This window comes from Nonomuraea roseola, from assembly GCF_039535395.1.
In the GTDB taxonomy this organism is placed as follows: Bacteria; Actinomycetota; Actinomycetes; order Streptosporangiales; family Streptosporangiaceae; genus Nonomuraea; species Nonomuraea roseola.
Genome location: NZ_BAAAXC010000015.1, coordinates 3,509,714 through 3,534,706 on the forward strand (window position 1 = coordinate 3,509,714; position 24,993 = coordinate 3,534,706).

Sequence of the window (24,993 nt, forward strand, 5' to 3'; positions counted from 1 at the left end):
GGCAAGAATCGCACGCCTATCTGCCGTAATTTGCTAGGTCCCTGTTGGCGGGACCGGGGAGTTTCGGCATGGACGTTCTGATCGGCCGGATCGCGCGGTGGGCGCGCGAGATTCCGGACGCGCCCGCCTACACCTTCGCCGACTACCTGGGTGACGGGCGCAAGCACACCCTGACCTGGAAGCAGATCGACCGCAGGGCGCGGGCGCTGGCCGTACGGCTGCGCGAGGTGTGCGAGCCCGGCGACAGGGCCGCGATCCTCGCCCCGCAGAGCCTGGAGTACGTGGTCGCGATGCTCGGCGCGATGTACGCGCGGGTGGTCGCGGTGCCGCTGTTCTCCCCTGGCCTGCCTGGCCACGCCGAACGCCTGGCCCTCGCCTACGCCGACGCCGACCCCGTGGCCGTGCTGACGAGCGGCCCCGCCACGGACGACCTGCCGCCCGCCAAGGCCGTCATCGCCGTCGACACCGTCTCCGACCTGCTCGCCGAGGAGTGGGAGGACGAACCGATCGCACCGGGCGACCTCGCCTACCTGCAGTACACGTCGGGCTCGACCAGGACGCCCGCAGGCGTGGAGATCTCGCACGGCAACTTCGGAGCCAACGCCGCCCAGCTGTGGGAGGCCTTCGACGCCAGGCCGCGCACCTCGGTGGCCGCGCTCTGGCTGCCGCTCTTCCACGACATGGGCTTGATCGCGACCATCGCCTGCCCGATCGTCGGCGGCAACCAGGCGGTGTTCATGGACCCCGTGGCGTTCGTCATGCAGCCGATGCGGTGGATGCGCCTGCTGTCGGAGTACGACGACGTCTACACCGGAGGCCCCAACTTCGCCTTCGACTACACCGCCGCTCGGGCGGGCCGGCTGGAAGGGCTCGACCTGTCGGGGGTGCGGGTCATGCTCAACGGGGCCGAGCCGGTGCGCCCCTCGACCGTCTCGCGCTTCACCTCCGTCTTCCAGCCGTACGGCCTGCGCCCCGAAGCGCACACCCCCGGGTACGGCCTGGCCGAGGCCACGGTCTTCGTCGCGGCCGGCGCCATCGACGAGCCGCCCCGCATGACGGACTTCGACAGGGACGCGCTGGCCGAGGGGCGGGCCGTGCCGTACACGGGAAAAGGGGTCGCCAGCGCGCAGGTCTCCTGCGGGCGGCCGACCGGACAGCGGGTGCGGATCGACGCGGAGGACGGCCACGTCGGCGAGATCCTCGTGCAGGGCCCGAACGTGGCGCGAGCCTACTGGCGCGACCCCGAGAAGAGCGCGGAGGTCTTCGAGGACGGCTGGCTGCGCACGGGGGACCTCGGGATGATCCACGAGGGCGAGCTCTACATCACGGGGCGGATCAAGGACCTGGTCATCGTGGACGGCCGCAACCACTACCCGCAGGACATCGAGGCGACCGCCCATGAGGCCTCGGAAGGGGTGCGCAAGGGCCACGTCGCGGCGTTCGCGGTGGCGGGCGAGGAGACCGAGCGGCTGGTCGTGGTGGCCGAGCGGTCGCGCGCGGCCCTGGACGCGCAGACGGTGATCGGCGAGGTCCGCTCGGCGATCTCGAGGAACCACGATCTGGCCGCCGAGGTGGTGCTGGTCCAGGCGGGAGCCGTGCCGCGCACCTCCAGCGGCAAGATCGCCAGACGGGCCTGCAGGCAGGCCTATCTGGAGGGCGCGTTTGTTTGAGTCGCTCGGCAGGTTCGTCTACCGGGGCCGCTGGACGCTCCTCGTGCTGAGCGTGGCCGCCGCGGTGCTCGTCGCGCCCTACGGCCTCGAGCTGTTCGGGCGGATGACGGACGGCGGGTTCGAGGACCCTTCCGCGGAGTCGACGACGTCGGCCACCTGGAACGAGGAGTGGTACAGCGGGGACTCGCCCGACGTGGTCGTGCTCTACACCCACCCGACGGTGAGCGTGCGCGACAAGCGCTACAAGAAGGCCGTCCACGACTCGCTGCGCCGGCTGCCCGCCTCCCACGTGCGGCAGCTGACGACGTACTGGACCGCGCGCTCGGCGAAGATGATCTCGGACGACTCGAGGTCCACCTACGCGCTGATCACCCTGAAGGGCGACAAGCAGGCCGCCTACGCCGCCGTCGAGCAGCGGCTGAGGACCGTCGAAGGGCTCACCGTCAAGATCGGTGGCGCCGTCCCGCTCCTCCGGGACCTGAACACGCAGACGGGCGCGGACCTCGCGAGGGCCGAGGCGATCTCGATGCCCGTCCTGCTGGTGCTGCTCGTCCTGGTCTTCGGCAGCCTGGTCGCGGCCGGCCTGCCGCTGCTGGTCGGGCTGCTCGCGGTGCTCGGGGCGCTGGTGCTGCTGCGGCTGCTGACCGAGGTCACGGACGTGTCGGTGTTCTCGCTGAACGTCGTGACCATGCTGGGGCTCGGTCTGGCGATCGACTACTCGCTGTTCGTGCTGAGCGCCTTCCGCGAAGAGATCAGGCGGGGCACCTCGCGCGAGCGGGCGGTGGTGGCGACCATGGCCACCGCGGGCAGGACCGTGGCGTTCTCGGGGCTGACCGTGGCCACGGCGCTGCTGGGGCTGCTGCTGTTCCCGCAGATGTTCCTGCGCTCCATCGGGCTCGGCGCCGCGGCCGTCGTCCTGGTCGCGATGTTCTCCGCGCTGATCGTGCTGCCCGCCGTCCTCGGGATCCTGGGGCCGAGGGTGGACGCGCTCAGGATCACGCCCTCCTTCGGCGGCCCCCGAGGGGGCGGGGCCTGGCACGCCGTCGCCTCCAGCGTGATGCGCACGCCCGTGCTGTATCTCGTGGGTGTCACCGCGGTGCTGGTCTCGCTGGCGCTGCCGTTCGTCGACGTGAAGTTCGGCAACGTCGACCACAGGGTGCTGCCCTCGAGGATCGAGAGCCGTCAGGTCGCCGAGACCGTCGACACCGACTTCGCCAGGAACACGATGGCGCCGATCGACGTCCACGTGCTGGTCGAGCGAGAGTTCGTGGACGCCGAGCCGCTGCTGCCCGGCCCGCTCGGCCAGGGCCACGCCGTGGTCAGCCCGGTGACGCCCGTGCTGCCCGCCGACGTCAAGCCCTTCGCCGACCGCCTGCGCCGCCTGGAGGGGGTCACCGGCGTGGACGTCACCGGCTTCTCCCAGACCAACGGCTCGGTACGGCTGGCCGTGCGGTACGAGGGCGACCCGATGTCGTCCTCGGCCCGCTCCGTGGTGACGCTCATCAGGTCGATGACGCCTGAGCCGAACATCCGCGCCGTGGTGGTCGGCGGCTCCACCGCCGCGCAGATGGATCTCATGGACAGCCTGGCCGCGACGTTGCCGTGGATGGCGCTGGTGGTGTGCGGGGCCACGTTCGTGCTGCTCTTCGCCGCGTTCGGCTCGCTGCTGCTGCCGTTGAAGGCGCTGCTGATGAACGTGCTGTCGATCGGGGCCTCGTTCGGCGTGATCGTGTGGGCCTTCCAGTACGGCAACCTCGCCTCCTTCCTGGGGTTCACACCCACGGGGACCATCGAGGCGACGGTCACGGTGCTGATCCTCGCGGTGGTCTTCGGGCTCTCCATGGACTACGAGCTGTTCCTGCTGTCGCGGGTGCGGGCCGAGTGGCTGAGGACCGGGGACAACAACGCGGCGGTGGCGGTCGGGCTGCAGAAGACCGGCGGGATCATCACCAGCGCCGCCCTGCTGCTGCTCGTCGTCATCGGGGCCTTCTCGACGGCGGGCATCACCATCGTGAAGCTGCTCGGGGTGGGGATGTTCGTCGCCATCGTGGTGGACGCCACGCTGGTGCGTGCGCTGCTGGTGCCGGCGACGATGCGGCTGATGGGGGAGGCCAACTGGTGGTTACCGGGGCCGCTGCGCGGCCTGCACCGGCGCATCGAGCTCCGCGAGCCCGAGGGTAAGCCGCCTTCACAGGCCGTGGCGTCGCCCGCCGTCCCCCGGGTGGAGCCGGCTTCGCCCGCCGTGGCGCCCGCTGTACCCCGGGTGGAGCCGGCTTCGCGCGCCGTGGCGTCGCCCGCCGTACCGCGGGTGGAGCCGGCTTCGCGCGCCGTGGCGTTGCCCGCCGTACCGCGGGTGGAGCCGCCGGGAGGCGCGGCGGGCGGGCCCGAGGCGCCGCGGCGGGTCGTCAGGCCCAACCTCGACGGGCCAGGCTGGCAGTGGGCCGAGGACGACGCTAGGCCCTCACCTTCACTCCCCGCCCCCGAGCCGGTCGCGACTCCGCTGTTCGGCATGGACACCGACCCCATCCCCTCGCCGATGCCGCTGCCCGCGATGCCGCCTGCCGTGGTCCCCGTCGTCAGCGGGCAGGTCGGCACGGCCGCCGTGGTGCGCAAGCGGGGCATCAACCCCTACCCGGCCGCCGTCAGGGAGCCCGCGCGGCGGGAGGCGGCGTCCGGCGGGGAGGTCACGCCAGAGGAGGAGAGCCCGCGCACGTCGGAGTGCGACGGCGAGCCGTTCGGGTGGGTGAAGGTGCGGCCCAGGACCCGGGTGGTCAGGGCGAGCACCGACGGCGCCGGCTGGACCTGGGCGGAGGTGGACTGATGGCCCAGAGCGTGATCCAGCCCGCGAGCGGCGCCAGAGTGTGGCCGCTCTTCCTGGTCGTCGGTCTGGCGGGGTTCGTGACCACGCTCGACAACACGGTCGTGACCGTCGCGCTGCCGACCATCAGGGATGATCTGGGCGCGAGCCTGGCGGCGCTGGAATGGGTGGCGACGGGCTACATCATGACCTTCGCCGGTCTCATGCTCGCGGGCGGCAGGCTGGCCGACGTGTACGGACGCAGGAAGGCGCTCGTCACAGGGCTGGTGACGTTCACGGCGGCGTCGCTGGCGGCGGGGCTGGCCACGACGATCCAGCTGCTCGTGGCGGCCAGGCTGGTCCAGGGGGTGGGCGCGGCGCTGATCCTTCCCGCGACGCTGGCCGTCCTCGCGGGAAAGGACGGCAGGCAGCGTTCGGCGGGTGTGGCGGTGTGGATGGCGTCGGGCGCCGCCGCGCTGGCGCTGGGCCCGGTCGTGGGCGGCTACCTGAGCCAGCACGCGCACTGGAGCTGGGTGTTCCTGATCAACGTGCCCGCCGGGCTGGCGGTGATCGCGCTGGCCCTGGCGGTGGTGCGGGAGAGCAGGGAGCCGTCGGCCGCGCGGGTGGACCTGCCCGGCGTGGTGACGTCCGCGGTGGTCCTGGCGGCGGGGACGTTCACGCTGATCCACGGCGCGGAGTACGGCTGGACCTCCCCGCTGATCGTCGCGACGGCGGCGGCCTGCGCGGTGGGCGCGGTGGCGTTCGTCATGGTGGAGCGGCGGGCGGCCGAGCCGATGGTGGATCTGGCGCTGTTCGGCGCCAGGGCGTTCACGGGCGGGGTCGTGGCCCAGGTGCTCTGGGGGCTGGGGGTGAACGGGGTCTTCTTCTACACCGCGATCTTCCTGCAGGGCGTGCTCGGCTTCTCGCCGACGGCGTCGGGACTGGCGTTCGTGCCGCTGGCGCTGCTGGTCGTGGCCGTGACGCCGCTCGTCCCTCTCGTGGAGCGGCGGCTCGGGGCGGCGAGGACGGTGGCGGCGGGCCTGGTCATGGTGGCGGCGGGGATGGCCGCCGTCGCCTTCCTCGGGCCCGGCGACGGGTGGGGCGAGCTGCTTCCCGCGGTGTGCGCGATCGGCGTGGGCTCGGCGCTGACGATGCCGCTGGGCTCGGCCGTGCTGGGCGCCGTACCCGAGGGCAGGGCGGGCGTGGCGGGCGGCGTGTTCACGGTCGGCAGGGAGATCTCGGGCCTGTTCGGCATCGCCGCGATCGGCGTGATCGTGCAGGCGGCCGAGACGTTCGCGGGGGGCTACTCGGCAGGGCTGCTGGTGGCGGCGGTGCTGGTCCTGGCCGGAGCGCTGGTGAGCGTGGTGTCGCTGTCGTGAAGGTGGCCATCCTGGCGTTCGGGTCGAGGGGCGACACCCAGCCGTGCGTCGCGCTGGGCGAGGGCCTGAGGGAGCGAGGTCACGAGGTCACGGTCGTGGCCGCCGAGCGGTACGCCCCGCTCATGGGCGGGCTCACGATGGCGGCGCTGAGCGTGGACCCTGTGCGGATCATGGAGTCGGAGGAGGGGCAGGCGTGGCTGCGCAGCGGCCCTCTCGGTTTCGTCAGGGGCTTCGTGCGGATCGTCGAGCCGCTCGCGGAGAAGCTGGTCACCGAGGTGGACGCCGTGGCCCGCGACGCCGACCTGGTCCTCGCGCCCGCGCTGGGCGGCATGGGCGGTCACCTGTCCGACCGGTACGGCATGCCGCACCGGATACTCCACTTCCAGCCCAGCCACCCCACCCGCGAGTTCCCCAACCCCCTCGTCCGGCTGAGAACGCTCGGGAGCTGGGGCAACAGGGCCAGCTACGCGCTGATCGAGAGGCTGGGCTGGTTGGTCCTCGGCCGGATGGTCAATCGCCTGAGGGCGACCGTGCTGGGCCTGGGCCCGCGGCGGGCCCGCCGTGACGACACACCCGTGCTGTGCGGCGTGAGCCCGCTGGTCGTGCCGCGTCCTCGCGACTGGCCCTGCCACGTCCACCTCACCGGCTACTGGCGGCGGCCGCCGCGCCCGCTGCCGGACGAGCTCCTGGCCTTCGTCGAGGAGGGGCCGCCGCCCGTCTACGTCGGCTTCGGCAGCATGAGCGCGCCCGCGTGGCTTGGCGAGCGGGTGGTCGAGGCGCTGCAGTTGGCCGGTGTGCGGGCGGTGGTCCAGGGGCTGCCCGTGGAGGCGTCCTCGACGCTCTTCCTCCTCGAGGAGGCCGACCACGCGGCGCTCTTCCCGCTCACCGCCGCCGTCGTCCACCACGGCGGGGCCGGCACCACCGCGACGGGGTTGACGGCCGGCGTGCCCAACCTCGTCTGCCCGTTCTTCTCCGACCAGCACTTCTGGGGCGCTCGCGTGGCGGCGCTGGGAGCAGGGCCTGAGGCGCTGCCGGTCAGGCGGCTGACGCCGGGAGAGCTGGCGGCGAGGCTCGCAAGGGCCGTGCCGAACCGGCGGCTGTCAGCCCTGCTGCGGCAGGAAGACGGCGTACGGCAAGCGGTGGATCTCTTAGAAGTGTCCGGATAGTGTGCTACTTGCCCACCTTTGATCCCCCCGCGAAGTAGGCGACATGCGTTTCCGCAAGATCTTCGTCATCGGTCTGGCGCTCTCCCTGCTGGGAATCGGGGTGCCTGCCTGGTCGGACAACGATCCCAGGAGCTGCAACGACCTGATGTCCAGCGACACGCCCGCCTACGTCGTCTGCCGCTGGATGGCGACGCCTGACGAGGCCGCGGACATCGCCAGGTTCTGGCTCGACAACGACGGCGAGAACATGAGGAACGCGGGGCCGCCCGACAGCCCGTGGATCGACTGCACCGAGGAGGGCAACACCTGCCCCGAGGTGCCCGACGACGGCGGGTCGAGCGACGGGGGCGACCCCAGCCCGGCTCCCGAGGAGAGCGGCCCGCCCGAGTGCGAGGGCGGCGGCAAGGACTGCTACGTCGATCCCTCGGAGGTCTCGGCGGCCGAGGTGAAGAGCGCGGGCGAGAGCACCGAGGGACAGGCGGTCAAGACGGCGACGGCGGCGGGGCTGCGGGTCTGGATCGACACCGACCTGGCCGACGACTGGAAGGCGGGCAAGCTCGCCGAGGCCGTCAAGCGGGTGGGCGCGCTGGCGATGCAGGAGGGCGTGGTGGGCCTCAGGTTCACCTCGCAGCTCGGCTACAACCAGACCCTCTCCTCGGCCGAGGAGATCGACACGTTCATGGCCGAGACCACCAAGGCGCTGCGTGCCGCGCTCCCCGGCAGGAAGCTGGCCGTGCACACGGTCGTGCCGGTGCTCGGCTGCGGCGCCGACGAGGCGTGCAAGACCGAGCTGGCCAAGAAGTACCCGCTGCTCGACCCCGAGCGCGTGGGCGCCTGGCTGTCCAAGGGCCTGGTGGACCAGCTCTCGCTCGACGACGGCCACCTGGCCACCGAGTACGCCACCTGGAAGATCGACGCCGTCACCGCCCAGCGCAACCAGTGGATCCAGGTGCGGGCCCGCGCGTGGGACGCCTACGGCACCATCGGCGCGGAGGACGCGGTCTTCACCGCCCCCGGCTCCTCGCAGCTGACCGCCGACCAGGCGCTCAAGACGATCACGGAGCGGGTGGCGGCGCCGCTGCAGTCCGACGCGGCCGAGACGGTCACTCTGTGGACGCGCTGGCAGGACCCGAAGGGCACGGTCAACAGGGTCCTCGGCGAGAAGCTCGCAGGCAACGCCACCTGGGAGCAGCTGACCAGGCTGAGCGAGGTCAAGCCCCGCCTGGCCACGATCTACAACCCGGCCACGCCCGAGGTGGACGTGGCGACGGACCTGAAGAAGTACGCGGAGGCCTTCGGCCAGGTGTACCTGTCCGTAGTGTGACACCAAACTTGGAGTAGACTCCATTAAGTGAGTCTGCGGGAACGCAAGAAGGCCGAGACCAAGCGCCACATCTCCGAGGTGGCGCTTGGTCTTTTCGTCGAGCGGGGCTTCGACCAGGTCACCATCGCCGAGGTGGCCCAGGCGGCCGACGTGGCGGCCAACACCGTCTACAACTACTTCAAGGTCAAGGAGGACCTCGTCCTCCCGCCCGTCTCGCGCGACAGGCTCGCCGCCATCGTGCGCGGGCGCGGGCCAGGGCAGTCGGCCGCCGACGCCGTCCTCGCCACGCTGCGCGACGAACTGCGCAGGCGCGACAGGAACCTCGGCCTCGCCGAGGGGTTCGGCCGCTTCCTCGAGATGATGCGCGCGGCCCCGACCCTGAGCGCGAGGCTGGTCACCCTGGCCGAGCAGATGGTCGACGACCTCGCCGCCGTCCTGGCGGAGGAGGCGGAGGCCGGGTCCGGCGATCCGATGCCCGCGCTCGTCGCCGAGCAACTCGGCTGGGTTCACGCGCACGTCCTACGCGAGATCGGCAGACGCACGGCCGAGGGGCAGGACCCCTCCGCCATAGCCATCGCGACGCTGGAACGGCTCGACGTCATCGAGAGCCTGCTCGGCGAGCGCGTACGCACCTATGGGAGCAGAACGTGAACACCTACCGAGTGATCATCCGCGGCCAGTTCGACGGCCTGAGCGACGAGCAGCGCGAGAGGCTGCTGGCCAGGGTCGACAGCTGCCTGATCGCCTTCAGCGAGGAGGGCTCGCTGGCCTACGACCGGGCGCTGACGTGGTTCACCTTCCGCTTCCAGACCGTCGCCGAGGACGACACCGCCGCCCAGATCGCGGCGCTCGACGCCCTGGGCTACCCGTTCACCAAGCAGACCATCGGCGTCACCGACATGACCGAGGTCAGTAGCCGCGCCCTGCGGCGCCGTGGCTGAGCAGGTCGAAGGCGGTGTCGGCGGCCTCGACCGCCTCGGGGTAGACCTCGTCGGCGCTGCGTCCCGCCGAGATGGCGGCGACGTTGTCCCTGGCCAGCACCTGTCGCACGGCGATCACCTGCGCGGCGACCAGACCGGGGGCGGGGCCGCCCAGCGCCCGCGCGAGCGCGTCGGCGTCGGCGGTGCCGTACTCGACCAGGCGGGCGGCCAGGCTGGGCGTGCCGAACACCAGCCGCTGGAAGGCCAGCACCTCGGGCACGTCGCACAGGCCGGTGACAGGGTCGCGCTCGTCCAGGCCCCGTAGGAAGTGCCTGCGCAGGGCGCGCAGCGGGCTCTCGTCCTCGGCCCTGCCCTCGACGACGCGCGCGGGCTCGCCCTGGTGGTCGGCGAAGCGGTGCAGGACCAGATCCTCCTTGGCGGGGAAGTAGCGGAACAGCGTGGGCTTCGACACCTCCGCCGCCGCCGCGATGTCGGCGACCGCCACCCGGTCGAACCCCTCGGCGAGGAACATCTCTATCGCCGTGTCGGACAGGAGCCGCCGGGTTCGTTCCTTCTTGCGGTCGCGCAGGTTCATGGCTCCAGTGTCCAGCCTTTCACCCCCAGCGGGAGCGGGGCCGGCTGGACGGCGTCGGGCGGGGTGATCGGCGGCAGCGGCGTGTCGTACTCCCACTCGCGCTGGTCCCTCATCGTGGCCACGTCGGGCTCGCCGCCGCCCTTCAGCCCGAGGGCGCGCAGGGCCATGGGGAAGGAGTTCTTGAACTCCCTGTTCCAGTACGGCCAGGTGTGGGTGCCGTTGCCGTACATGTTCATGGTGTGCTTGATGCCGAGCGCGTCGAGCCGCCTGCTCAGAGCCTTGGCGGTGTAGGCGGAGATCGGCTCACCCAGGTGCGCGGGGTGCCATGGCGAGCCGGGCGGGTCGAGGGGGCCCGCGAAGCTGTTGGTGCCGCTCGACAGGAAGATGGCGGTGCCCTTGAGGTTCGGGGCCAGCACCAAGGGGTCGTTCGCCGCCCAGATCTTCCTGTCCCTGGACGGGTCGCCCCACAGCGCGTTGGGGTCGTGGCCCTCACTGAGCTGGGCGTTCTGGATGATCTGCGGAATGCCCGGCAGCTCGGTGGCCATGATGCCGCTGAAGGCGCCGACGAAGGAGAACATGCCGGGGTTCTGGGCGGCGTACTTCACCGCTCCGTAGGCGCCCATCGACAGTCCCGCGATCGCCCTGCGGGTGCCCGCCCTGTAGCCGATCTCCAGCAGCTGCCGTACCTCCTGGGTGTGGAAGGTGGCCCAGGCCGGCGTGCCGCCCCTGCCGCGGTTGTACCAGTCGGAGTAGTTGCCCGCCCTGCCCGCCTCCGGCATCACGATGATCGCGTCGACGTTCTCGGTGAAGCTCACGACGTCGGTCATCCGGGTCCACGCGGTGTAGTTGTCGGCGCCGCCGTGCAGCAGGTAGAGCACGGGCCAGGTGCGCTTGGCCGACTTGGACCAGCCTCTGGGCAGGAGTAGGCGCACCGGCATCATCTGGCCGACCGAGGGCGAGGAGATCAGGATGTCGAGCATGCGGGGGCCGAGCCGGCGCTCCCTGACCACCCTCGCCGAGCCCTTCAGCGCCCGCTGCCAGGGGGCGTAGCGCCCGTCGCCGCTGTCCTGCGTCCTGGGCTGCCCGTTCTGCCGCGGGGGCTGCGGCTGCTGTCGCGGCGGGCGCGGCTGTTCCTCCGCGGGCTGCCCCGGCTTCGGCCGCGTGTCGTCCGGCGCCTCCTGCGGAGGCACGTCACCGGGGTCGGCAGGCGGTTGCTCCTGGGGGACGGGGGCCACCTGCGAAGGCCCCGCCGTGCTCTCGCCCTCGGGAACCAGCGACCAGCCCGGATCGGCGAGGACGGGCGGGGCACTCGCGCCCACGAGCAGCACCGTCGCCAGCACCGTCGCCAGCGCCGCGGCCGGCAAGCTCCGGGATCGCATGATGCCCTCCACCGTCTTCAGCGTGCAGGCGAGGCTAGGCCCTGGTGAAGGGCGGGGGCTATCACCGCGGGCAACGAAAAGAGGCCGGCGGTTGCGCTCCGCGGACAATTATCACCCCCGTGACAAAACGCTCCGGAGGAATGTTCGGCTACGGGCTGCTCCTGAAAGGTGCGTCTCGGTAAGTTGACCGATCACCCGGCTGTATGGGAGCGCGTGTGGACGTACTCGGCGAAGGCGACATCCGACGCTTCCTCACGGAGCGGATCGCCTCCCTTCTCCCCTCGCAGGAGGTCGACCCCGACCGGCCGTTGGAGGAGTTCGGGCTGTCGTCGAGGGACGCGGTCGGGATCGCGGGGGAACTCGCCGAACTGCTGGGCAGGGAGTTGCCGCCCACGCTGGTCTGGGAGCACCCCACGGTCAACCGCCTCGCCGCCGCCCTCGCGCCGGGCGCCGTCACCGCCTCTCCCCCGGTCTCTTCCTCGGTGGCCAGGGCCGGGGGGAGCGAGCCGATCGCCGTGGTCGGGGTCGGCTGCCGCCTGCCGGGCGCCGAGGGGCCTGAGGCGCTCTGGGAGCTGCTGATGGAGGGGCGCGACGCCGTACGGCAGGTGCCCGACGGCAGGTGGGAGGCGTTCGACGACGGCAGCGCCCGCACCTCCGACGCCATCGCCCGCACCACGAGGCACGGCGGCTTCCTCGACGACATCGCGGGATTCGACGCCGTCTTCTTCGGCATCCCTCCAGGCGAGGCCGCCACGATGGACCCCCAGCAGCGCCTGCTGCTCGAGACGGCGTGGGAGGCGCTGGAGCACGGCGGCATCGCGCCGAGGTCGTTGCGCGGCAGCCGTACGGGGGCCTTCGTCGGCATCTCGGGCAACGAGTACGCCCACCTCACCACCGCCGACCCCGCCTCGGTGGAGGCGTGGACGGCGACGGGCGCGGCCTTCAGCATCGCGGCCAACAGGCTCTCCTACCTCCTCGACCTGCGCGGGCCTTCCATGGCCGTCGACACCGCGTGCTCGTCCTCGCTCGTCGCCGTGCACCTGGCCGTGGCGAGCCTGCGGGCGGGGGAGAGCGACCTGGCGCTGGCGGCGGGGGTGAACCTGCTGCTCTCGCCCGTCGTCACGATGGCCTTCGACCAGGCGGGCGGCACCTCGCCCAGCGGCAGGTGCAGGGCCTTCGACGCCGCCGCCGACGGCATGGTCCGCGCGGAGGGCTGCGGAGTGGTCGTCATGAAGCGGCTCTCCGACGCCCTGCGCGACGGCGACCGCGTGCTCGCCGTGGTCCGCGCCACGGCGGTCAACCAGGACGGCCGCTCCAACGGCCTGGTCGCGCCGAACCCCGAGGCGCAGGAGGAGCTGCTCCGCACCGCCTACGCGGGCCTCGACAGAGGGCCCGACTACGTCGAGGCGCACGGCACGGGCACCTTCCTCGGCGACCCGATCGAGGGCCGAGCCCTCGCCGTCGCCCTGCAGGGCAGGATCCTGGTCGGCTCGGTCAAGACCAACCTCGGCCATCTGGAGGCGGCTGCGGGGGTGACCGGCCTCATCAAGACCGTCCTGGCGCTGCACCACGGCGTGATCCCGCCGAGCCTCCACTTCCGCGAGCCGAACCCGCACCTCCCATGGGACCGCCTGGCCGTGGTCACCGAGCCGACCCCATGGCCACGCCCAGCAGCGCGGGCGGGCGTGTCGTCGTTCGGTTTCGGCGGCACCAACGCCCACGTCGTCCTCGACGCCTTCCCCGCAGCCGCCCGGCAGGACGAGCCCGCCGCGAGGGTCTTCGTGCTCAGCGACCTCACCGCCGACAGGGTGCGCGCCCACGCCGCCGACCTGGCGGCGTGGGCCGGGACCGAGGCAGGAAAGGGCGCTGCCCTGGGAGACGTGGCGGCCACCCTCGCCAGGCGAGCGGGCAGAGGCAGGGTCGGCGCGGCGGTCGTGGCACGGGACACCGGGGAGCTGGCCCGCGCGCTCGCCTCCGTCGAACCGGTCCAGGCCGGAGGCAGGGGCCCCGTGTGGGTCTTCAGCGGGTACGGCACGCAGTGGCAGGGCATGGGCCGCGACCTCTACGCCGCCGAGCCCGCCTTCCGCGAGGCCGTCGACGAGCTGGCGCCCCTGCTGGCGGCCGAGGCGGGCATCGACGTCCACGCATGGAAGGGCGAAGGCGTCGCGTCCCTCCAGCCGCTGATCTTCGCCGTGCAGCTCGGCCTGGCCAGGCTGTGGAAGGCCCACGGTTTCACGCCCTCCGCCGTCATCGGGCACTCCATGGGCGAGGTGGCCGCCGCCGTCGTCGCGGGCGGCCTCAGCGTGAGCGACGGGGTGCGCGTCATCTGCAGAAGGGCGAGGCTGCTCGGCTCGCTCGGCGGCGGCGGAGCGATGGCCGTGCTGGAGGCGGCGGCCGAGGAGGTTCCCGAGGACCTGCACGTCGCCGTCCACTCCTCGCCCGTCCAGACCGTGGTCACGGGCGATCCCGGCAGGGTGGCGGCCTTCGCGGCCGAGGTGGCGGCGCACGGGCGCATGGCCAAGGTGCTGACGGCCGAGGGCGCGGGACACTCGCCGCAGGTCAGGCCGTTACAGCCGGCGCTTCGCGCGGAGCTGGCGGCGATCGCGCCCGGCGAGCCTTCGCTGCCGTTCTACTCGACCGTGCTGGAGGATCCTCGCGAGACTCCGACGTTCGAGCCCGCCTACTGGGCGGCGGGCATCAGGCGTCCCGTACGGCTCATGCAGGCCGTGATGGCCGCAGCCGAGGACGGGTTCACGGTGTTCACCGAGCTCGGCCCGCATCCCGTGCTGGCCGCGCCGCTGCGCGACACCCTTCCACCCGGCGCCCTCGTGACCCACTCGCTGGTCAGGAACGCCGGGCCACAGGCGTTCGAGGAGCAGGTCGCCAGGGTGGCGGCCGCCGTACCGCCGAGGGTGGAGGGGCGCGTCACCGACGTGCCGCGGCCGCGATGGCGGCGCGAGCGGCACTGGGTGGCGGCCGGGCCGCGGCCCGTGGGCGGGCATCCGCTGCTGGGCGCGCACGTGGAGACGCCCGCGGGTCACTGCTGGTCCACCACGCTCGACGACCTGTCGCAGCCGCCGTGGCGGCTGCCGGCGGAGGTGTGGCACCGCCACGGGCACCCGGTCCTGCCCATCGAGGCCGTCGCCCAGCTGGCCAGGGCCGCGCTCGGCGGGCCGGCCGTCTCCGACGTTGCGCTGTACGCCCTGTTGCCGCTGCCCGCCCAGATCACCACCACGCTGGCGGGCGGCCGTGTGGAGGTGCACGCCAAGGACGCGGCGGGGGTCTGGAGGATGTACGGCTCGGCGGGCGAGGGCCCGTCGGAGCACGCCCTCGAAAAGATGGCGACCGCCGGTGTAGACGGGGCCTGTGTGGGAATCGTGACGCAGGAGATCCGGGCGGACGAGGTCCCCGTGAGGCTGGCGGACAAGCTCGTCGAACGGATCTGGGTGCAGGCGCCACAGGCGCAGGGCGGGGCGGTCCCGGCCCGTGAATGGCTCATCCTGGCCGATGAGGGGGATTCACGGGCGGGCCGCCTCGCCTCGCTCGTCGCGACCTCGCCCGACGGCGACCCGCTGCTCCTCGTGCCGCCACGCCCCGATCCCCTGCGGGTGATGCTGCAGGTGGCCAGGCTCGCGCCTCGGGGCGGACGGTTGAGGATCGTCACCGAACGGGCCCAGCCGGTGCTGCCCGGCGAGCGGGGAGAGCCCTCAGGCGCGTCGCTGCGCGGGCTGGTGCGGGTGCTCGCGCTGGAGCACCCCGAGCTCAGGACGGCCCTGATCGACGTCGACGACCTGTCCGCACTGGCGAGCGAGCTCGCGCGGGACACGGGGGACGACGAGGTGGCCTGGCGCGACGGTGTCCGCTACGCCGCCCGCCTGCGCCGCGCCGACCTGCCCGACCCGCCCGGCCTGCCCGATCCTCCTGGCGCGCAGGTGGTGCGGGAGGGCGGCGGCTACCTGATCACCGGCGGGTACGGCACGCTCGGCCTGCTCGCCGCGCGCTGGCTGGCAGGCAGGGGCGCGGCCCGCGTCGTGCTGAACGGCCGGTCGGGCCCCTCGCCCGAGACCGCCGCCGAGCTGGCGCGCATCGGCGTGGCCGAGGTGGTCACGGGTGACCTCGCCGCCTCGGGAACGGCCGAGCGGCTGGTGGAGGCGGCGACCCACGGAGGGATACGGCTGCGCGGCGTCGTCCACGCGGCGGGCGTGCTGGACGACCGCCTGATCACCGACCTGACCGCCGAGTCCGTGGAACGGGTGTGGCGGGCCAAGGCGCTGGGCGGACTGCGGCTGCACGAGGCCACGCGTGGAGCCGGCCTCGACTGGTGGGTGGCCTACTCGTCGGCGGCGGCGCTGCTGGGCTCGCCGGGTCAGGCGGCCTACGCGACGGCCAACGCCTACCTGGACGCGCTGTGCGAGCTGCGCAGGGCCGAGGGTCTCCCGGCGGTGTCGATCGGCTGGGGGACGTGGGCGGGGGCGGCCCCGCTGCCCGCCGTCGCGCCGCTGACCCCTTCCGAGGGGATGGAGGCGTTGGAGGCGCTGCTGCGCCGGGAGCTGTCGGCAGGAGTGGTGCGGCTGGACCCCGCGACGGCGGTGGCGGTGTTCCCCCGGGTGGGGCGCATGCCGTACTTCTCCATGGTGGTGGAGGGGACGGCGGGGCGGGAGGACCTCTCGGCGCTGGGGCACGACGAGGCGCTGGAGGTGATCGCGGGGCGGGTCAGGTTGCGGACGGCAGGGGTGCTGGGGCTCGACGCCCCGAGCCTCGGGGAGGGCGTCGCGCTGACAGAGCTGGGCCTGGACTCGCTGGCGGCGACGCGGCTGAGGGGGACGATCGAGCACGACTTCGGGGTGGCGCTGCCCGCGGGACCCCTGCTGAGAGGCGCGACCCTCGGGGAGATCGCCCGGATGGTCGCCTCGGAGCTCGGCCGGGGGCCGCAGGAGGAGGCGGGGCCGAGGGACGCGGCGGAGCGGCTGGTGGTCAGGGTGGCGGAGGAGGTGCTCGGCCGGGCCCCCGCCGTCGGCGAGACCCTCCCCGCCGAGGCGCTGCCCCTGGTCGCGGAGGGCCTGGCGGAGGAGCTCGGCCAGGCGGCCCTGATCGACGGGGCGGCGACGGTGGCCGAGGTGGCGGACGCGGTGCGGGAGTGGGACGAGCGCGAGGCAGGCAGACGGGTCGTCAGAGCGCTCACCCCGGGGACGGCTGCGCCGTCGACCGCGAGGCCGCTGTTCCTCGCCCACCCCGCGGGGGGCACGACAGGGGTGTACACCAGGCTCGCGGCGCTCCTCGGTGTCCCCGTGCTCGGGTTGGAGAGGCTGGAGGGCACCGCGGACGTGTCCGACCGGGCCGCCGTCTACGCCGACGCCGTCAGGCGCACCGCGCACGCCCCCTACCGGCTCGGCGGCTGGTCGTTCGGCGGCATCCTGGCCTTCGAGATCGCCAGGCAGCTCGGCGACGACGTCGAGCTGGTCGCGATGATCGACTCGGGACTGCCCGACGAGCTGGCCGAGGACGAGCTGCGAGCGGCCCACGCGCGCCGGTATGTGGACTTCTCGCGGTACCTGAGCGAGACCTACGGCGCCGCCGTCACCCTCTCCTACGAGGAGCTCGCCCACCTCGGCGAGCAGGCCCAGCTCGACCTGACCGAGCGGCGGATCAAGGAGTCGGGCGTGCTCGAAGGACTCAGCCCCGCCATCCTGCGCCACCAGCGGACCTCCCACGAGGACACCAGGGCGATCGAGCGCTACCGCTGCCTGCCGTACGGCGGGAAAGTCGTCCTCTACCGCTCCACCGAGCCGACCCCGTGGGCCGTGCGGGACGCCCGTTACGCCCACGAGAACGATCCGGCCAGGGGGTTCGCCCCCTACGCCAAGAATCTCGAGATCGTCCCCGTCGAAGGGGCGCACCATCTCAACCTGCTCGACCCCCCGTACGTAGAGATCGTCGCCGCACACCTGAGAGGTCTCCTATGACGCTGGCACAGGCAGTCATCGAGGGCGCCGACCCGGAGGAGCTCCTGCGAGCAGAGGTTCCGCCCGTCTACAGAGCCGCCCACATCCGCAGGGACGAGGTCGGCATGTTCGGCCGCGCGCCCCACGGCACGATGGGCGTGGACAAGGACGTGCGCAGGTCGCTGCACGTGGGCGAGGTGCCGATGCCGGAGCTCGCGCCGGACGAGGTGCTCGTCGCGGTCATGGCCAGTGCGATCAACTTCAACACCGTGTGGTCGGCGATGTTCGAGCCGATCCCGACCTTCGCCTTCCTCGAACGCCTGGGCAGGAGCGACCCGCGTCACGACCTGGACACGCACGTGCTCGGGTCGGACGCCTCGGGGGTGGTCGTGCGGAAGGGCGCCGCCGTACGGCAGTGGCACGTCGGCGACAGGGTGGTGACCAGCCCCGCGTACGTGGACAGCGAGGACCCCGTCGCCCACCACGACTCCATGCTGGCCGCCGACCTGCGCGCGTGGGGGTTCGAGACGAACTTCGGCGGGCTGGCGGAGTTCGCGGTGGTGAAGGCGACGCAGCTGCTGCCCAAGCCGCGCCACCTGAGCTGGGAGGAGGCCGCGTGCAACATGCTGTGCGCCTCGACCGCCTACCGCATGCTGGTCGGCGAGCACGGCTCGCGGATGAAACAGGGTGACGTGGTGCTGCTGTGGGGCGCGACGGGCGGCCTCGGCGCGTACGGCGTGCAGCTCGTCAGGAACGGCGGCGGCATCCCCGTGGGCGTGGTCAGCTCCAGGGAGAAGGCCGAGCTGTTACGCGGGATGGGCTGCGAGTACGTCGTGGACCGCACCGAGTTCGAGCACCTGGACGACGAGAAGGCCTGGCGGCGCTTCGGCGCCGAGGTGCGCAGGCAGGTGGGGGAGGACCCCGCGATCGTCTTCGAGCACACCGGCAGGGAGACGTTCGGCGCGTCGGTCTACGTCGCGAAGAAGGGCGGTTCGGTGGTCACCTGCGGGTCCTCCAGCGGCTTCGACCACGCCTACGACAACCGGCACCTGTGGATGAAGCTCAAGCGGGTCATCGGCTCCCACGGCGCCAACTACCAGGAGTGCGCCGAGGTCAACAGGCTCATCGCGCTCGGCGCGATCCACCCGACGCTGTCGCGGGTCTACCCCCTTGAGCGGGCGGCGGACGCGGCGCGGGCCGTCCAGACCAACGAGCACGTCGGCAAGGTGGGCGTGCTGTGCCTGGCTCCGGAGGAGGACCTGGGCATCGAGGACCACGCGCTGCGCGAGCGCATCGGCGAGGACAGGCTCAGGCTCTTCCGCTCATGAGGGCCGCGCTCCCTCACGTGCGGCCTGCCTGGCCCGCAGGACGATCTCCAGCTCGAAGCGGATGTCGGGGTCGCCGAGCTGCTCGCCGTACAGCTCCTCGAGCTGGCGCAGCCGGTAGCGGACGGTCTGGGGGTGGACGTGCAGCCTGGCGGCCACCTCGCCCGCGCCCCTGCCGTACCTCAGCCAGGCGAGCAGGGTCTCGGCCAGCCTGTCCTGCTGGGACGGGCGCAGGTGCGCCAGTGGTGCGAGCCTGCTGGCGGCCAGCGCGCCGACCAGCTCCTCGTCCTTGAAGACGATCAGCGTGGCCATGTGGTCGGAGCAGCGCAGCGGCCCCCCGCCCGCCGGGAAGCACGCCGCGGCGGGCCAGCTCCAGCGCCTCGGTGGCCCAGCGCAGCGAGGTGGCCGCCCGCTCCAGCGGTACGGCGGGCCCGATCGCCGCGCGCCATCCGCGCAGGCCCTTGTCCAGCATCTGCGGCTGGCCTGGACCGTTGGGGTCGGGGACGAGGAGGCAGGGCTGCGGCCGCTCCAGGCCGACCAGGATGTCGGGAGGCAGGGACGGCGTGCCGTTCTGGTCGTCGAGGGCGACGCCCGCGACGGTGCGCGGCAGCCGCCAGCCCGCCGCCTTGGCCAGGTCGGAGATCGCCTCGGCGGCGGCGGGGGGCTGCGACAGCAGCAGGTCGAGCAGGCGGTGGCGGCGGCGCTCCATCTCGCCCGCCGCGTGGGCCCTCGCCTCGTCGAAGCCTTCAGCGGCCGCGTCGGCCAGCTGGTCGAGGTAGACGAAGATCGCCTCTCCGAGGTCGTAGAGCGACTGGGGCGACAGGCCGAGCGGCCCGGCGATCTCCGTCAGACGACGCCATCCGACCCTGGCACCCAGGCGCATGGCGGTCTGGAGCGGCTCGAGGTTGCGGCCCTCGGCGGCCTCGCCCCTGCCGATCATGCGGAACGGTTCGGGGTCCCATGGGGCGTCGGGGTCCTCGATACGGTCGAGGAAGCGGCCGATGGCCTCCTCGACCGCCAGTCGCACGACCTTGATGTAGATCTCGTCGGAGGGCCTGGCGTACTCGGGGATACGGGTCTGGATCTCCACGATGACCTCGTCGGAGACCTTGGCTATGCCAGGGCGCAGCGCGTGCGCGATGCCGGAGGGCACGGAGTCCCACAACCTGCGCGCGTCACCCAAGTCACCCTTCATGCCCTTTTCCCCTCCCGCCGCTTAGTGTTGCTTATCTGACAGGGGATCTGGAAGCAAGTGCTTGGTCAAATGCTAGTGGAGGAAGCGGCCGAACTCCTCCAGCGAGATGAGGCCGTCGCCGTTGCTGTCGAGCTTCGCCACGCCGGCCTGGGCGGCCTCCAGCGTGATGGGCTGGCCGAGCACCTCCATCAGGCGGACCAGCTCCTCCGCGGAGATGAGGCCGTCCTTGTTGGCGTCGACGAGGTCGAACGTGATCGCGTAGTCGCTCATGGCGTGAGGTTAGCCGGATTTGTCGCCCATCGCCGCTCACTCACCCAAGCTCGGCGCCCCAGCGCCCTCATGGCGTGGATACGGCCAGGCGGGCGGCTATCGTCGGATTTCATGGAGTTCATCGCATCCGCCCCCAATCTGCGTGACATCGGCGGCCACGTCACGGCCGACGGCCGAAAGGTCCGCACCGGGCTCGCCTTCAGGGCGGGCGCGCTCGACCGGCTCACCCCCGCCGACCACGAGGCGCTGCTGGCAGGCGGGGTGCGGCTGGTGTGCGACCTCCGTACGGCCGGCGAGCGCGCCTCCCAGCCCGACCGCCTGCCGGACGGCGTCGACTACCTGGTGCTCGACGTGCAGCGACAGGGCGGCCACGGCGCCGACATCGCGGCCCTGTTCGACGACCCGACGCTCATCGAGTCGCTGACCTCCCCCGAGATCTCCGAAGGCTTCCTCGTCGAGGTCTACAGGGGCATGGTCACCACGCCCGACGCGCACGAGGCGTACGGCGACCTGCTGCGCGCGCTGGCCCGTCCCGGCACCCTGATGCACTGCACCGCGGGCAAGGACCGCACGGGCTGGGGCGCCGCGCTCCTGCTCACCCTGCTCGGCGTGGACAGGCGCGCGGTCATGGACGACTACCTGGCCAGCAACGAGCACCTGGCGGAGTCCGCCGCCAAGATCTACGCGCTGCTCGACGGCACCGGCATCCGTCAGGAGATCGTCAGGCCCCTCCTGGAAGTGCGCGAGTCGTACCTGAACGTCGCCTTCGACACCGTCACCGCGACCTACGGCGATCTCGACACCTACGTCCGGCAGGCGCTCGGCCTCACCGACGCCGACGTGGCCGCCCTGCGCGGGCTCTACCTCCACTGACCGGTGAGGAACAGCAGGTGAGACGCCATCTCACCTCCGCTCTCACGAGTGGCGAGCCCGTCGAAGGTTTGGCCCCCCGCTAGCTGGTCATGAGGCTGGCGATGGAGAAGAGGACAGCCGTGACCACACGGCGCAGGCTCCACAGGATGCTGCGGGAACTCGACTCCTTCGTCGATGGTGCGGCCCTGCCCCCGCTCGACGGGTCGGGCGGCAGCGTCCTGCCTCCCTGGGAGGGGCCATGGGACAGGGTTCGCGAGCTGGTGGCGCGTGTGGGGCGCGCGTGCCGTACGGAGCCTCGATCCCGCGGACGACCACCACGTCCAGCGCATCGGCGCCGCCCTGGCCGCGAGGCAGGTCCAGGTCTGAAGGAGAATGAGCCCCATGCCGACGCCGATCAGGGTACTTCTCGTCGAGGATCACGACATGGTGGCCGAGGCTCTCGGCATGGCGCTCGACATGGCTCAGGGCATCGAGGTGGTGGCCAGATCGGCGTCACTCGAGGGCGCGATCGCCGACCTGGGCCGCTGGCAACCCGATGTCGTGGTGCTCGACCGCCGCCTGCCCGACGGTGACGGCGTCGAGGCCATCGGCAGGTTCACCTCGGCGACCGAGGGCGTACGAGTTCTCGTGCTGACGGCGGAGGCGAACGCCTCGGTGGCCGCGAGGGTGGTCGAGGCCGGTGGCGCGGGGTTGGTGGTGAAGTCGTCGGGACTGCGGGCGCTGGAGTCGGCGGTTCGCGAGGTGGCCTCAGGTGCCGTGTCGTTCGCGCCGGAGCTGCTGCCCGAGGTCCTCGACAGGCTGGCGGGCAGGGCAGGGCCGCACGGCGCCGAGTTGACGGCCAGGGAGAGGGAGACGCTTGAACTGCTGGGTCAGGGGGCGAGCACGGTCGAGATCAGCCAGCGGCTCGGGGTCGCCCGAAACACCGCGCGCAACCACGTCCAGCGGGTGCTGGAGAAGCTCGGAGCACGATCGAAGCTGGAGGCCGTGGTCGTCGCTCGCAGGACCGGGCTGCTCGACTGATGCATCTGCACTAGGCCGTAATGGGCCAGTCGCATCTCGTGGTGGCTCCCAGCCTGCCGGACATTAAAGGGATGGCACACCGGACCGAGCAGCGGCTGACAGAGGAGCTCGACAGCATCACCGCTGCGAGGGAGATCGCCGGGCGTTTTCTGAAGGATGCCGGGTACGGCGGCGCGCACGACGACGTGCTGCTGGTGGTGTCCGAGCTGGTGACAAACGCGTTGCTGCACGGATCGGGGGAGCCGCTGTTCCGCATGAGCGCGAGCGCCACCACGGTGCGTGTGGAGGTGGGCGACTCGGCGGCGGAGCTGCCCGTCCCCCGTGAGCCAGGACCCCGCGACGGCTGGGGTCTGCAGGTGATCCAGCGAGTCTGCTCCTCATGGGGCGCCTCCCCGCACGAGGGCGGGAAGGTGGTGTGGTGTGAGCTCGTCTCCTCTCCTGCTCCGGCCGCGACCAAGGCGGGTGTGGAGCTGGCCTGAACGTCAAGCCGTACCGCGAGTGGGGTCCGGCGTGCGAAGCTGCGGTATGGCCGATGCGGACCGAGACCTTCATCTGCTGGTGCAGAGCGTCGTCGACTACTCCATCTTCATGCTGGACCCCGACGGGCGCATCGTCAGCTGGAACGAGGGCGCGCAGCGGATCAACGGGTACACCGCCAAGGAGATCATCGGCTCGCACTTCTCGGTGTTCTTTCCGCCCGAGGACGTCGCCTCGGGCAAGCCGGAGTGGGAGCTGATGACGGCGACCGCCGAGGGGCGGATGGAGGACGAGGGCTGGCGGGTCCGCAAGGACGGCACGAGGTTCTGGGCCAATGTGATCATCACCGCCCTCTTCGACGAGTCAGGAGAGCTGCGCGGCTTCGGCAAGGTCACCCGCGACAGGACCCAGCAACGCCTGGCTGAGCAGGCTCTTCGAGAGAGCGAGGAGCGCTTCCGCCTGCTGGTGCAGAGCGTCGTCGACTATGCGATCTTCATGCTCGACACCGAGGGCCACATCGCCAGCTGGAACGCGGGCGCGCAGCGGATCAAGGGCTACCGCGCCGACGAGATCATCGGTTCGCACTTCTCGGTGTTCTACCCGCCCGAGGACGTCGCCTCGGGCAAGCCGGATCGGGAGCTGGAGATCGCCGTCGTCGAAGGACGACTGGAGGACGAGGGTTGGCGGGTCCGCAAGGACGGCACGAGGTTCTGGGCCAATGTGATCATCACCGCCCTCTTCGACGAGACCGGACGGCTGCGCGGCTTCGGCAAGGTCACCCGCGACCTGACCGAGCGGCGCATGGCCGAGCGCACGCTCGACGAGCGCGGCCGGCTGCTCGCGCACCTGGTGCAGGCCCAGGAGGTGGAGCGGCGCCGCATCGCGTGGGACGTCCACGACGACACGATCCAGTCCATGGTCGCCGTCGGCATGCGCCTGCAGCTGCTGGCGGCGCGGCTGCCCCCCGAGGACGCCGCCACCGTGGAAAGGCTCGACGAGGCGGTCAGCACCGCAGTCCACCGCCTGCGCGGTCTCACCTTCCGCCTGCGCCCGCCCGGTCTCGACGGCGACGGCCTGGTCCAGGCGGTCTCCGGATACCTCGCCCAGGCCCTCTCGGGCACCGGACTGACCTACACGTTCACGCACGACCTGCAGCGCGAGCCACCGCCGGAGAGCGCGATCACGATCTTCCGCATCCTCCAGGAGGCCCTGACCAACGTGCGCAAGCACGCCAGGGCCACGTCGGTGTCGGTGTCGATGAACGCGGTCGACCACGGCGTGCTGGTGCGGGTCGTCGACGACGGCGTCGGCCTCGCGCAGTCCGTGGAACGGCTCGCGGGCCGCGACCACTTCGGCCTGCTGGAGATGCGCGAACGCGCCGAGACCGCCGGCGGCTGGTGGAGCGTCAGCGGCAGGCAGGGCGAGGGCACCACGGTGATGTTCTGGGTGCCCGCACTGATGTACGGAGAGGGCGGGTCGTCGTGACCAGGCTGACCGTCCTCATCGGAGACGACGAGCCGATGATCAGGGAGGCGCTCTCCGAGGTGCTGGCCGCCGAGCCCGACCTGGACGTCGTCGCCGTCGCCTGCGACGCGGAGGAGTCCATCGCGCTGGCCGTACGGCATGAGCCCGCCGTCGCGATCCTCGACATGCGGATGCCGGGCGGTGGCGCGCACGCCGCCCGCGAGATCCGCAACCGCTCGCCGCGCACCAGGATCATGGCCTTCTCCGCCTATGGCGACGCCAGATCCGTCGAGGAGATGGGCAGGGCAGGCGTGACGGAGTACGTGCTCAAAGGGGTGCCGAACAGGGACATCGTGGCAGCGGTGCGCAGGGTGGCGGCAGGAGCCACCTAAGGCGCGGCCTGTGCCGCGACCGGCAGACCTGGCTCCTCCACGGTGACCAGCGTGGCGACCCTGTCCACGCCGAGCATGCGCAGGTGCGCGCTCTGCCCGGGGGAGGCGAGGATCGACAGCGGCTCGCACCTGGCCGCGGCCACCAGGCCGAGCTGGGCCATCGACCGCACGTCCAGGAACGACATGCCGCTGATGTCGATGACCGCCTCCCCGCTCGGCAGCGCGCGGGTCAGCGCCTGCCAGGCGAGCAGGTTGGTGTGGTCCGCCTCGCCGGTGAAGGTCACGCCCCTGCTTGTGGGCCGGTATCGCAGGCAGGCGCCCTGCTGGCCGACGGGGTGGGCCTGGTGGAAGCGGGCGAGCTGGGCGGAGGAGAAGAGCCTGCTGTCGTAGTGGCAGATCGCGGTGAGCCGCCCTTCCGAGAACAGCGTGTTCAGCCCGCACTCCGCGGCCACCAGTTCCTCGGGGTCGATTCCGCGCGCCCAGCTCATCTCGACGCTGGCCCACAGGCCCGACATGCCCTCGGCCACCGCCTGCCGTACCGCCTGGGCGTAGAAGTCCCTGAGGCCGTCCAGCGTGCCCCTGGGCTCGGTGAGCTGGACCCCCGGGAGCGCCCGCGCCAGGCGCGGGGCGGCGAGAACGAGCACGCGGGCGCCCGCCCGCCGACCACGCTCGGCGAAGGCGAGCGTGGTGGCGGCGAGCGAGTCGTCGTCGTCGAAGGTGACGCCGACGTGGTCGCCCGGCTGGATGGGCTGCGGATTCGTCACCTTTCGGATATTACGCCCTTACTTGCAGTGATGGTCCGACT

The 24,993-nt window shown here is 72.2% G+C and carries 19 protein-coding genes and 1 pseudogene; 14 read left to right on the forward strand and 6 right to left on the reverse strand.

Features of this window, described 5'->3' with window-relative positions:
- Positions 1-68 precede the first annotated feature (68 nt).
- From ABFX55_RS40065 to ABFX55_RS40095, 7 genes are read left to right on the forward strand one after another with little or no spacing between them, the layout of a single operon-like run.
- Positions 69-1,670: a fatty acyl-AMP ligase gene (locus ABFX55_RS40065; RefSeq protein ID WP_346128521.1), complete on the forward strand. Its 1,602-nt coding sequence runs from the start codon at positions 69-71 to the stop codon at positions 1,668-1,670.
- Positions 1,663-4,491, forward strand: a complete 2,829-nt coding sequence (locus ABFX55_RS40070) for an MMPL family transporter (protein WP_346128523.1) — start codon at positions 1,663-1,665, stop codon at positions 4,489-4,491. Before ABFX55_RS40065 ends, ABFX55_RS40070 begins: the two co-directional genes overlap by 8 nt.
- Complete coding sequence (locus tag ABFX55_RS40075; protein ID WP_346128525.1) at positions 4,491-5,846, forward strand: DHA2 family efflux MFS transporter permease subunit; 1,356 nt, start codon at positions 4,491-4,493, stop codon at positions 5,844-5,846. Before ABFX55_RS40070 ends, ABFX55_RS40075 begins: the two co-directional genes overlap by 1 nt.
- Positions 5,843-7,012, forward strand: a complete 1,170-nt coding sequence (locus ABFX55_RS40080; protein ID WP_346128527.1) for a glycosyltransferase — start codon at positions 5,843-5,845, stop codon at positions 7,010-7,012. The genes ABFX55_RS40075 and ABFX55_RS40080 overlap by 4 nt, the downstream gene beginning before the upstream one ends.
- 43 nt (positions 7,013-7,055) lie before the next feature.
- Complete coding sequence (locus ABFX55_RS40085) at positions 7,056-8,336, forward strand: hypothetical protein (RefSeq protein ID WP_346128529.1); 1,281 nt, start codon at positions 7,056-7,058, stop codon at positions 8,334-8,336.
- 27 nt (positions 8,337-8,363) lie between these two features.
- Positions 8,364-8,987 (forward strand): TetR/AcrR family transcriptional regulator, encoded by a 624-nt coding sequence (locus ABFX55_RS40090; protein WP_346128530.1) that lies wholly within the window; start codon positions 8,364-8,366, stop codon positions 8,985-8,987.
- Positions 8,984-9,277, forward strand: a complete 294-nt coding sequence (locus ABFX55_RS40095) for a DUF6204 family protein (RefSeq protein ID WP_346128532.1) — start codon at positions 8,984-8,986, stop codon at positions 9,275-9,277. Before ABFX55_RS40090 ends, ABFX55_RS40095 begins: the two co-directional genes overlap by 4 nt.
- Here the strand turns inward: ABFX55_RS40095 and ABFX55_RS40100 are convergent.
- Together ABFX55_RS40100 and ABFX55_RS40105 are read right to left on the reverse strand one after the other, a co-directional pair.
- On the reverse strand, positions 9,246-9,851 hold the full coding sequence (locus ABFX55_RS40100; RefSeq protein WP_346128534.1) for a TetR/AcrR family transcriptional regulator: 606 nt from the start codon (positions 9,849-9,851) through the stop codon (positions 9,246-9,248). The two genes, ABFX55_RS40095 and ABFX55_RS40100, sit on opposite strands and share 32 nt — an antisense overlap.
- Positions 9,848-11,230 (reverse strand): alpha/beta hydrolase, encoded by a 1,383-nt coding sequence (locus ABFX55_RS40105; RefSeq protein WP_346128536.1) that lies wholly within the window; start codon positions 11,228-11,230, stop codon positions 9,848-9,850. The genes ABFX55_RS40100 and ABFX55_RS40105 overlap by 4 nt, the downstream gene beginning before the upstream one ends.
- 215 nt (positions 11,231-11,445) lie before the next feature.
- Here ABFX55_RS40105 and ABFX55_RS40110 point away from each other — a divergent pair, with 215 nt between their 5' ends.
- Both ABFX55_RS40110 and ccrA read left to right on the forward strand, forming a co-directional pair.
- Positions 11,446-17,193, forward strand: coding sequence for an SDR family oxidoreductase (locus ABFX55_RS40110; RefSeq protein ID WP_346128537.1), 5,748 nt, complete (start codon positions 11,446-11,448; stop codon positions 17,191-17,193).
- A complete protein-coding gene (gene ccrA / locus ABFX55_RS40115) occupies positions 17,190-18,500 on the forward strand; it encodes a crotonyl-CoA carboxylase/reductase (protein WP_346128539.1) in 1,311 nt (436 codons plus the stop codon). Before ABFX55_RS40110 ends, ccrA begins: the two co-directional genes overlap by 4 nt.
- Here the strand turns inward: ccrA and ABFX55_RS40120 are convergent.
- The 3 genes and pseudogenes from ABFX55_RS40120 to ABFX55_RS40130 form a co-directional block, all read right to left on the reverse strand.
- Positions 18,495-18,809 carry a helix-turn-helix domain-containing protein gene (locus ABFX55_RS40120; RefSeq protein ID WP_346128541.1) on the reverse strand — a complete coding sequence of 105 codons (315 nt, stop codon included), beginning with the start codon at positions 18,807-18,809 and terminating at the stop codon, positions 18,495-18,497. The genes ccrA and ABFX55_RS40120 overlap by 6 nt on opposite strands.
- 418 nt (positions 18,810-19,227) lie before the next feature.
- A pseudogene (locus tag ABFX55_RS50155) lies at positions 19,228-19,692 on the reverse strand (PucR-like N-terminal domain-containing protein); the annotation flags it as partial.
- Positions 19,693-19,764: 72 nt separating this feature from the next.
- A complete protein-coding gene (locus ABFX55_RS40130; RefSeq protein ID WP_346128545.1) occupies positions 19,765-19,962 on the reverse strand; it encodes an EF-hand domain-containing protein in 198 nt (65 codons plus the stop codon).
- Between the two features lie 111 nt (positions 19,963-20,073).
- Between ABFX55_RS40130 and ABFX55_RS40135 the strand changes: the two genes are divergently transcribed.
- The 5 genes from ABFX55_RS40135 (at position 20,074) to ABFX55_RS40155 (ending at position 24,188) form a co-directional block, all read left to right on the forward strand.
- The gene (locus ABFX55_RS40135) at positions 20,074-20,835 is read left to right on the forward strand and encodes a tyrosine-protein phosphatase (RefSeq protein WP_346128547.1); all 762 of its coding nucleotides are present in this window, start codon (positions 20,074-20,076) and stop codon (positions 20,833-20,835) included.
- A gap of 381 nt (positions 20,836-21,216) precedes the next feature.
- The gene (locus ABFX55_RS40140) at positions 21,217-21,855 is read left to right on the forward strand and encodes a response regulator (RefSeq protein ID WP_346128549.1); all 639 of its coding nucleotides are present in this window, start codon (positions 21,217-21,219) and stop codon (positions 21,853-21,855) included.
- Positions 21,856-21,926: 71 nt separating this feature from the next.
- Positions 21,927-22,334 (forward strand): ATP-binding protein, encoded by a 408-nt coding sequence (locus tag ABFX55_RS40145; RefSeq protein WP_346128551.1) that lies wholly within the window; start codon positions 21,927-21,929, stop codon positions 22,332-22,334.
- Between the two features lie 46 nt (positions 22,335-22,380).
- Positions 22,381-23,817 carry a PAS domain-containing sensor histidine kinase gene (locus ABFX55_RS40150; protein WP_346128553.1) on the forward strand — a complete coding sequence of 479 codons (1,437 nt, stop codon included), beginning with the start codon at positions 22,381-22,383 and terminating at the stop codon, positions 23,815-23,817.
- Complete coding sequence (locus tag ABFX55_RS40155) at positions 23,814-24,188, forward strand: response regulator (protein WP_346128555.1); 375 nt, start codon at positions 23,814-23,816, stop codon at positions 24,186-24,188. The genes ABFX55_RS40150 and ABFX55_RS40155 overlap by 4 nt, the downstream gene beginning before the upstream one ends.
- Here ABFX55_RS40155 and ABFX55_RS40160 read toward each other — a convergent pair.
- Complete coding sequence (locus tag ABFX55_RS40160; RefSeq protein WP_346128557.1) at positions 24,185-24,952, reverse strand: MEDS domain-containing protein; 768 nt, start codon at positions 24,950-24,952, stop codon at positions 24,185-24,187. The genes ABFX55_RS40155 and ABFX55_RS40160 overlap by 4 nt on opposite strands.
- Positions 24,953-24,993 lie beyond the last annotated feature (41 nt).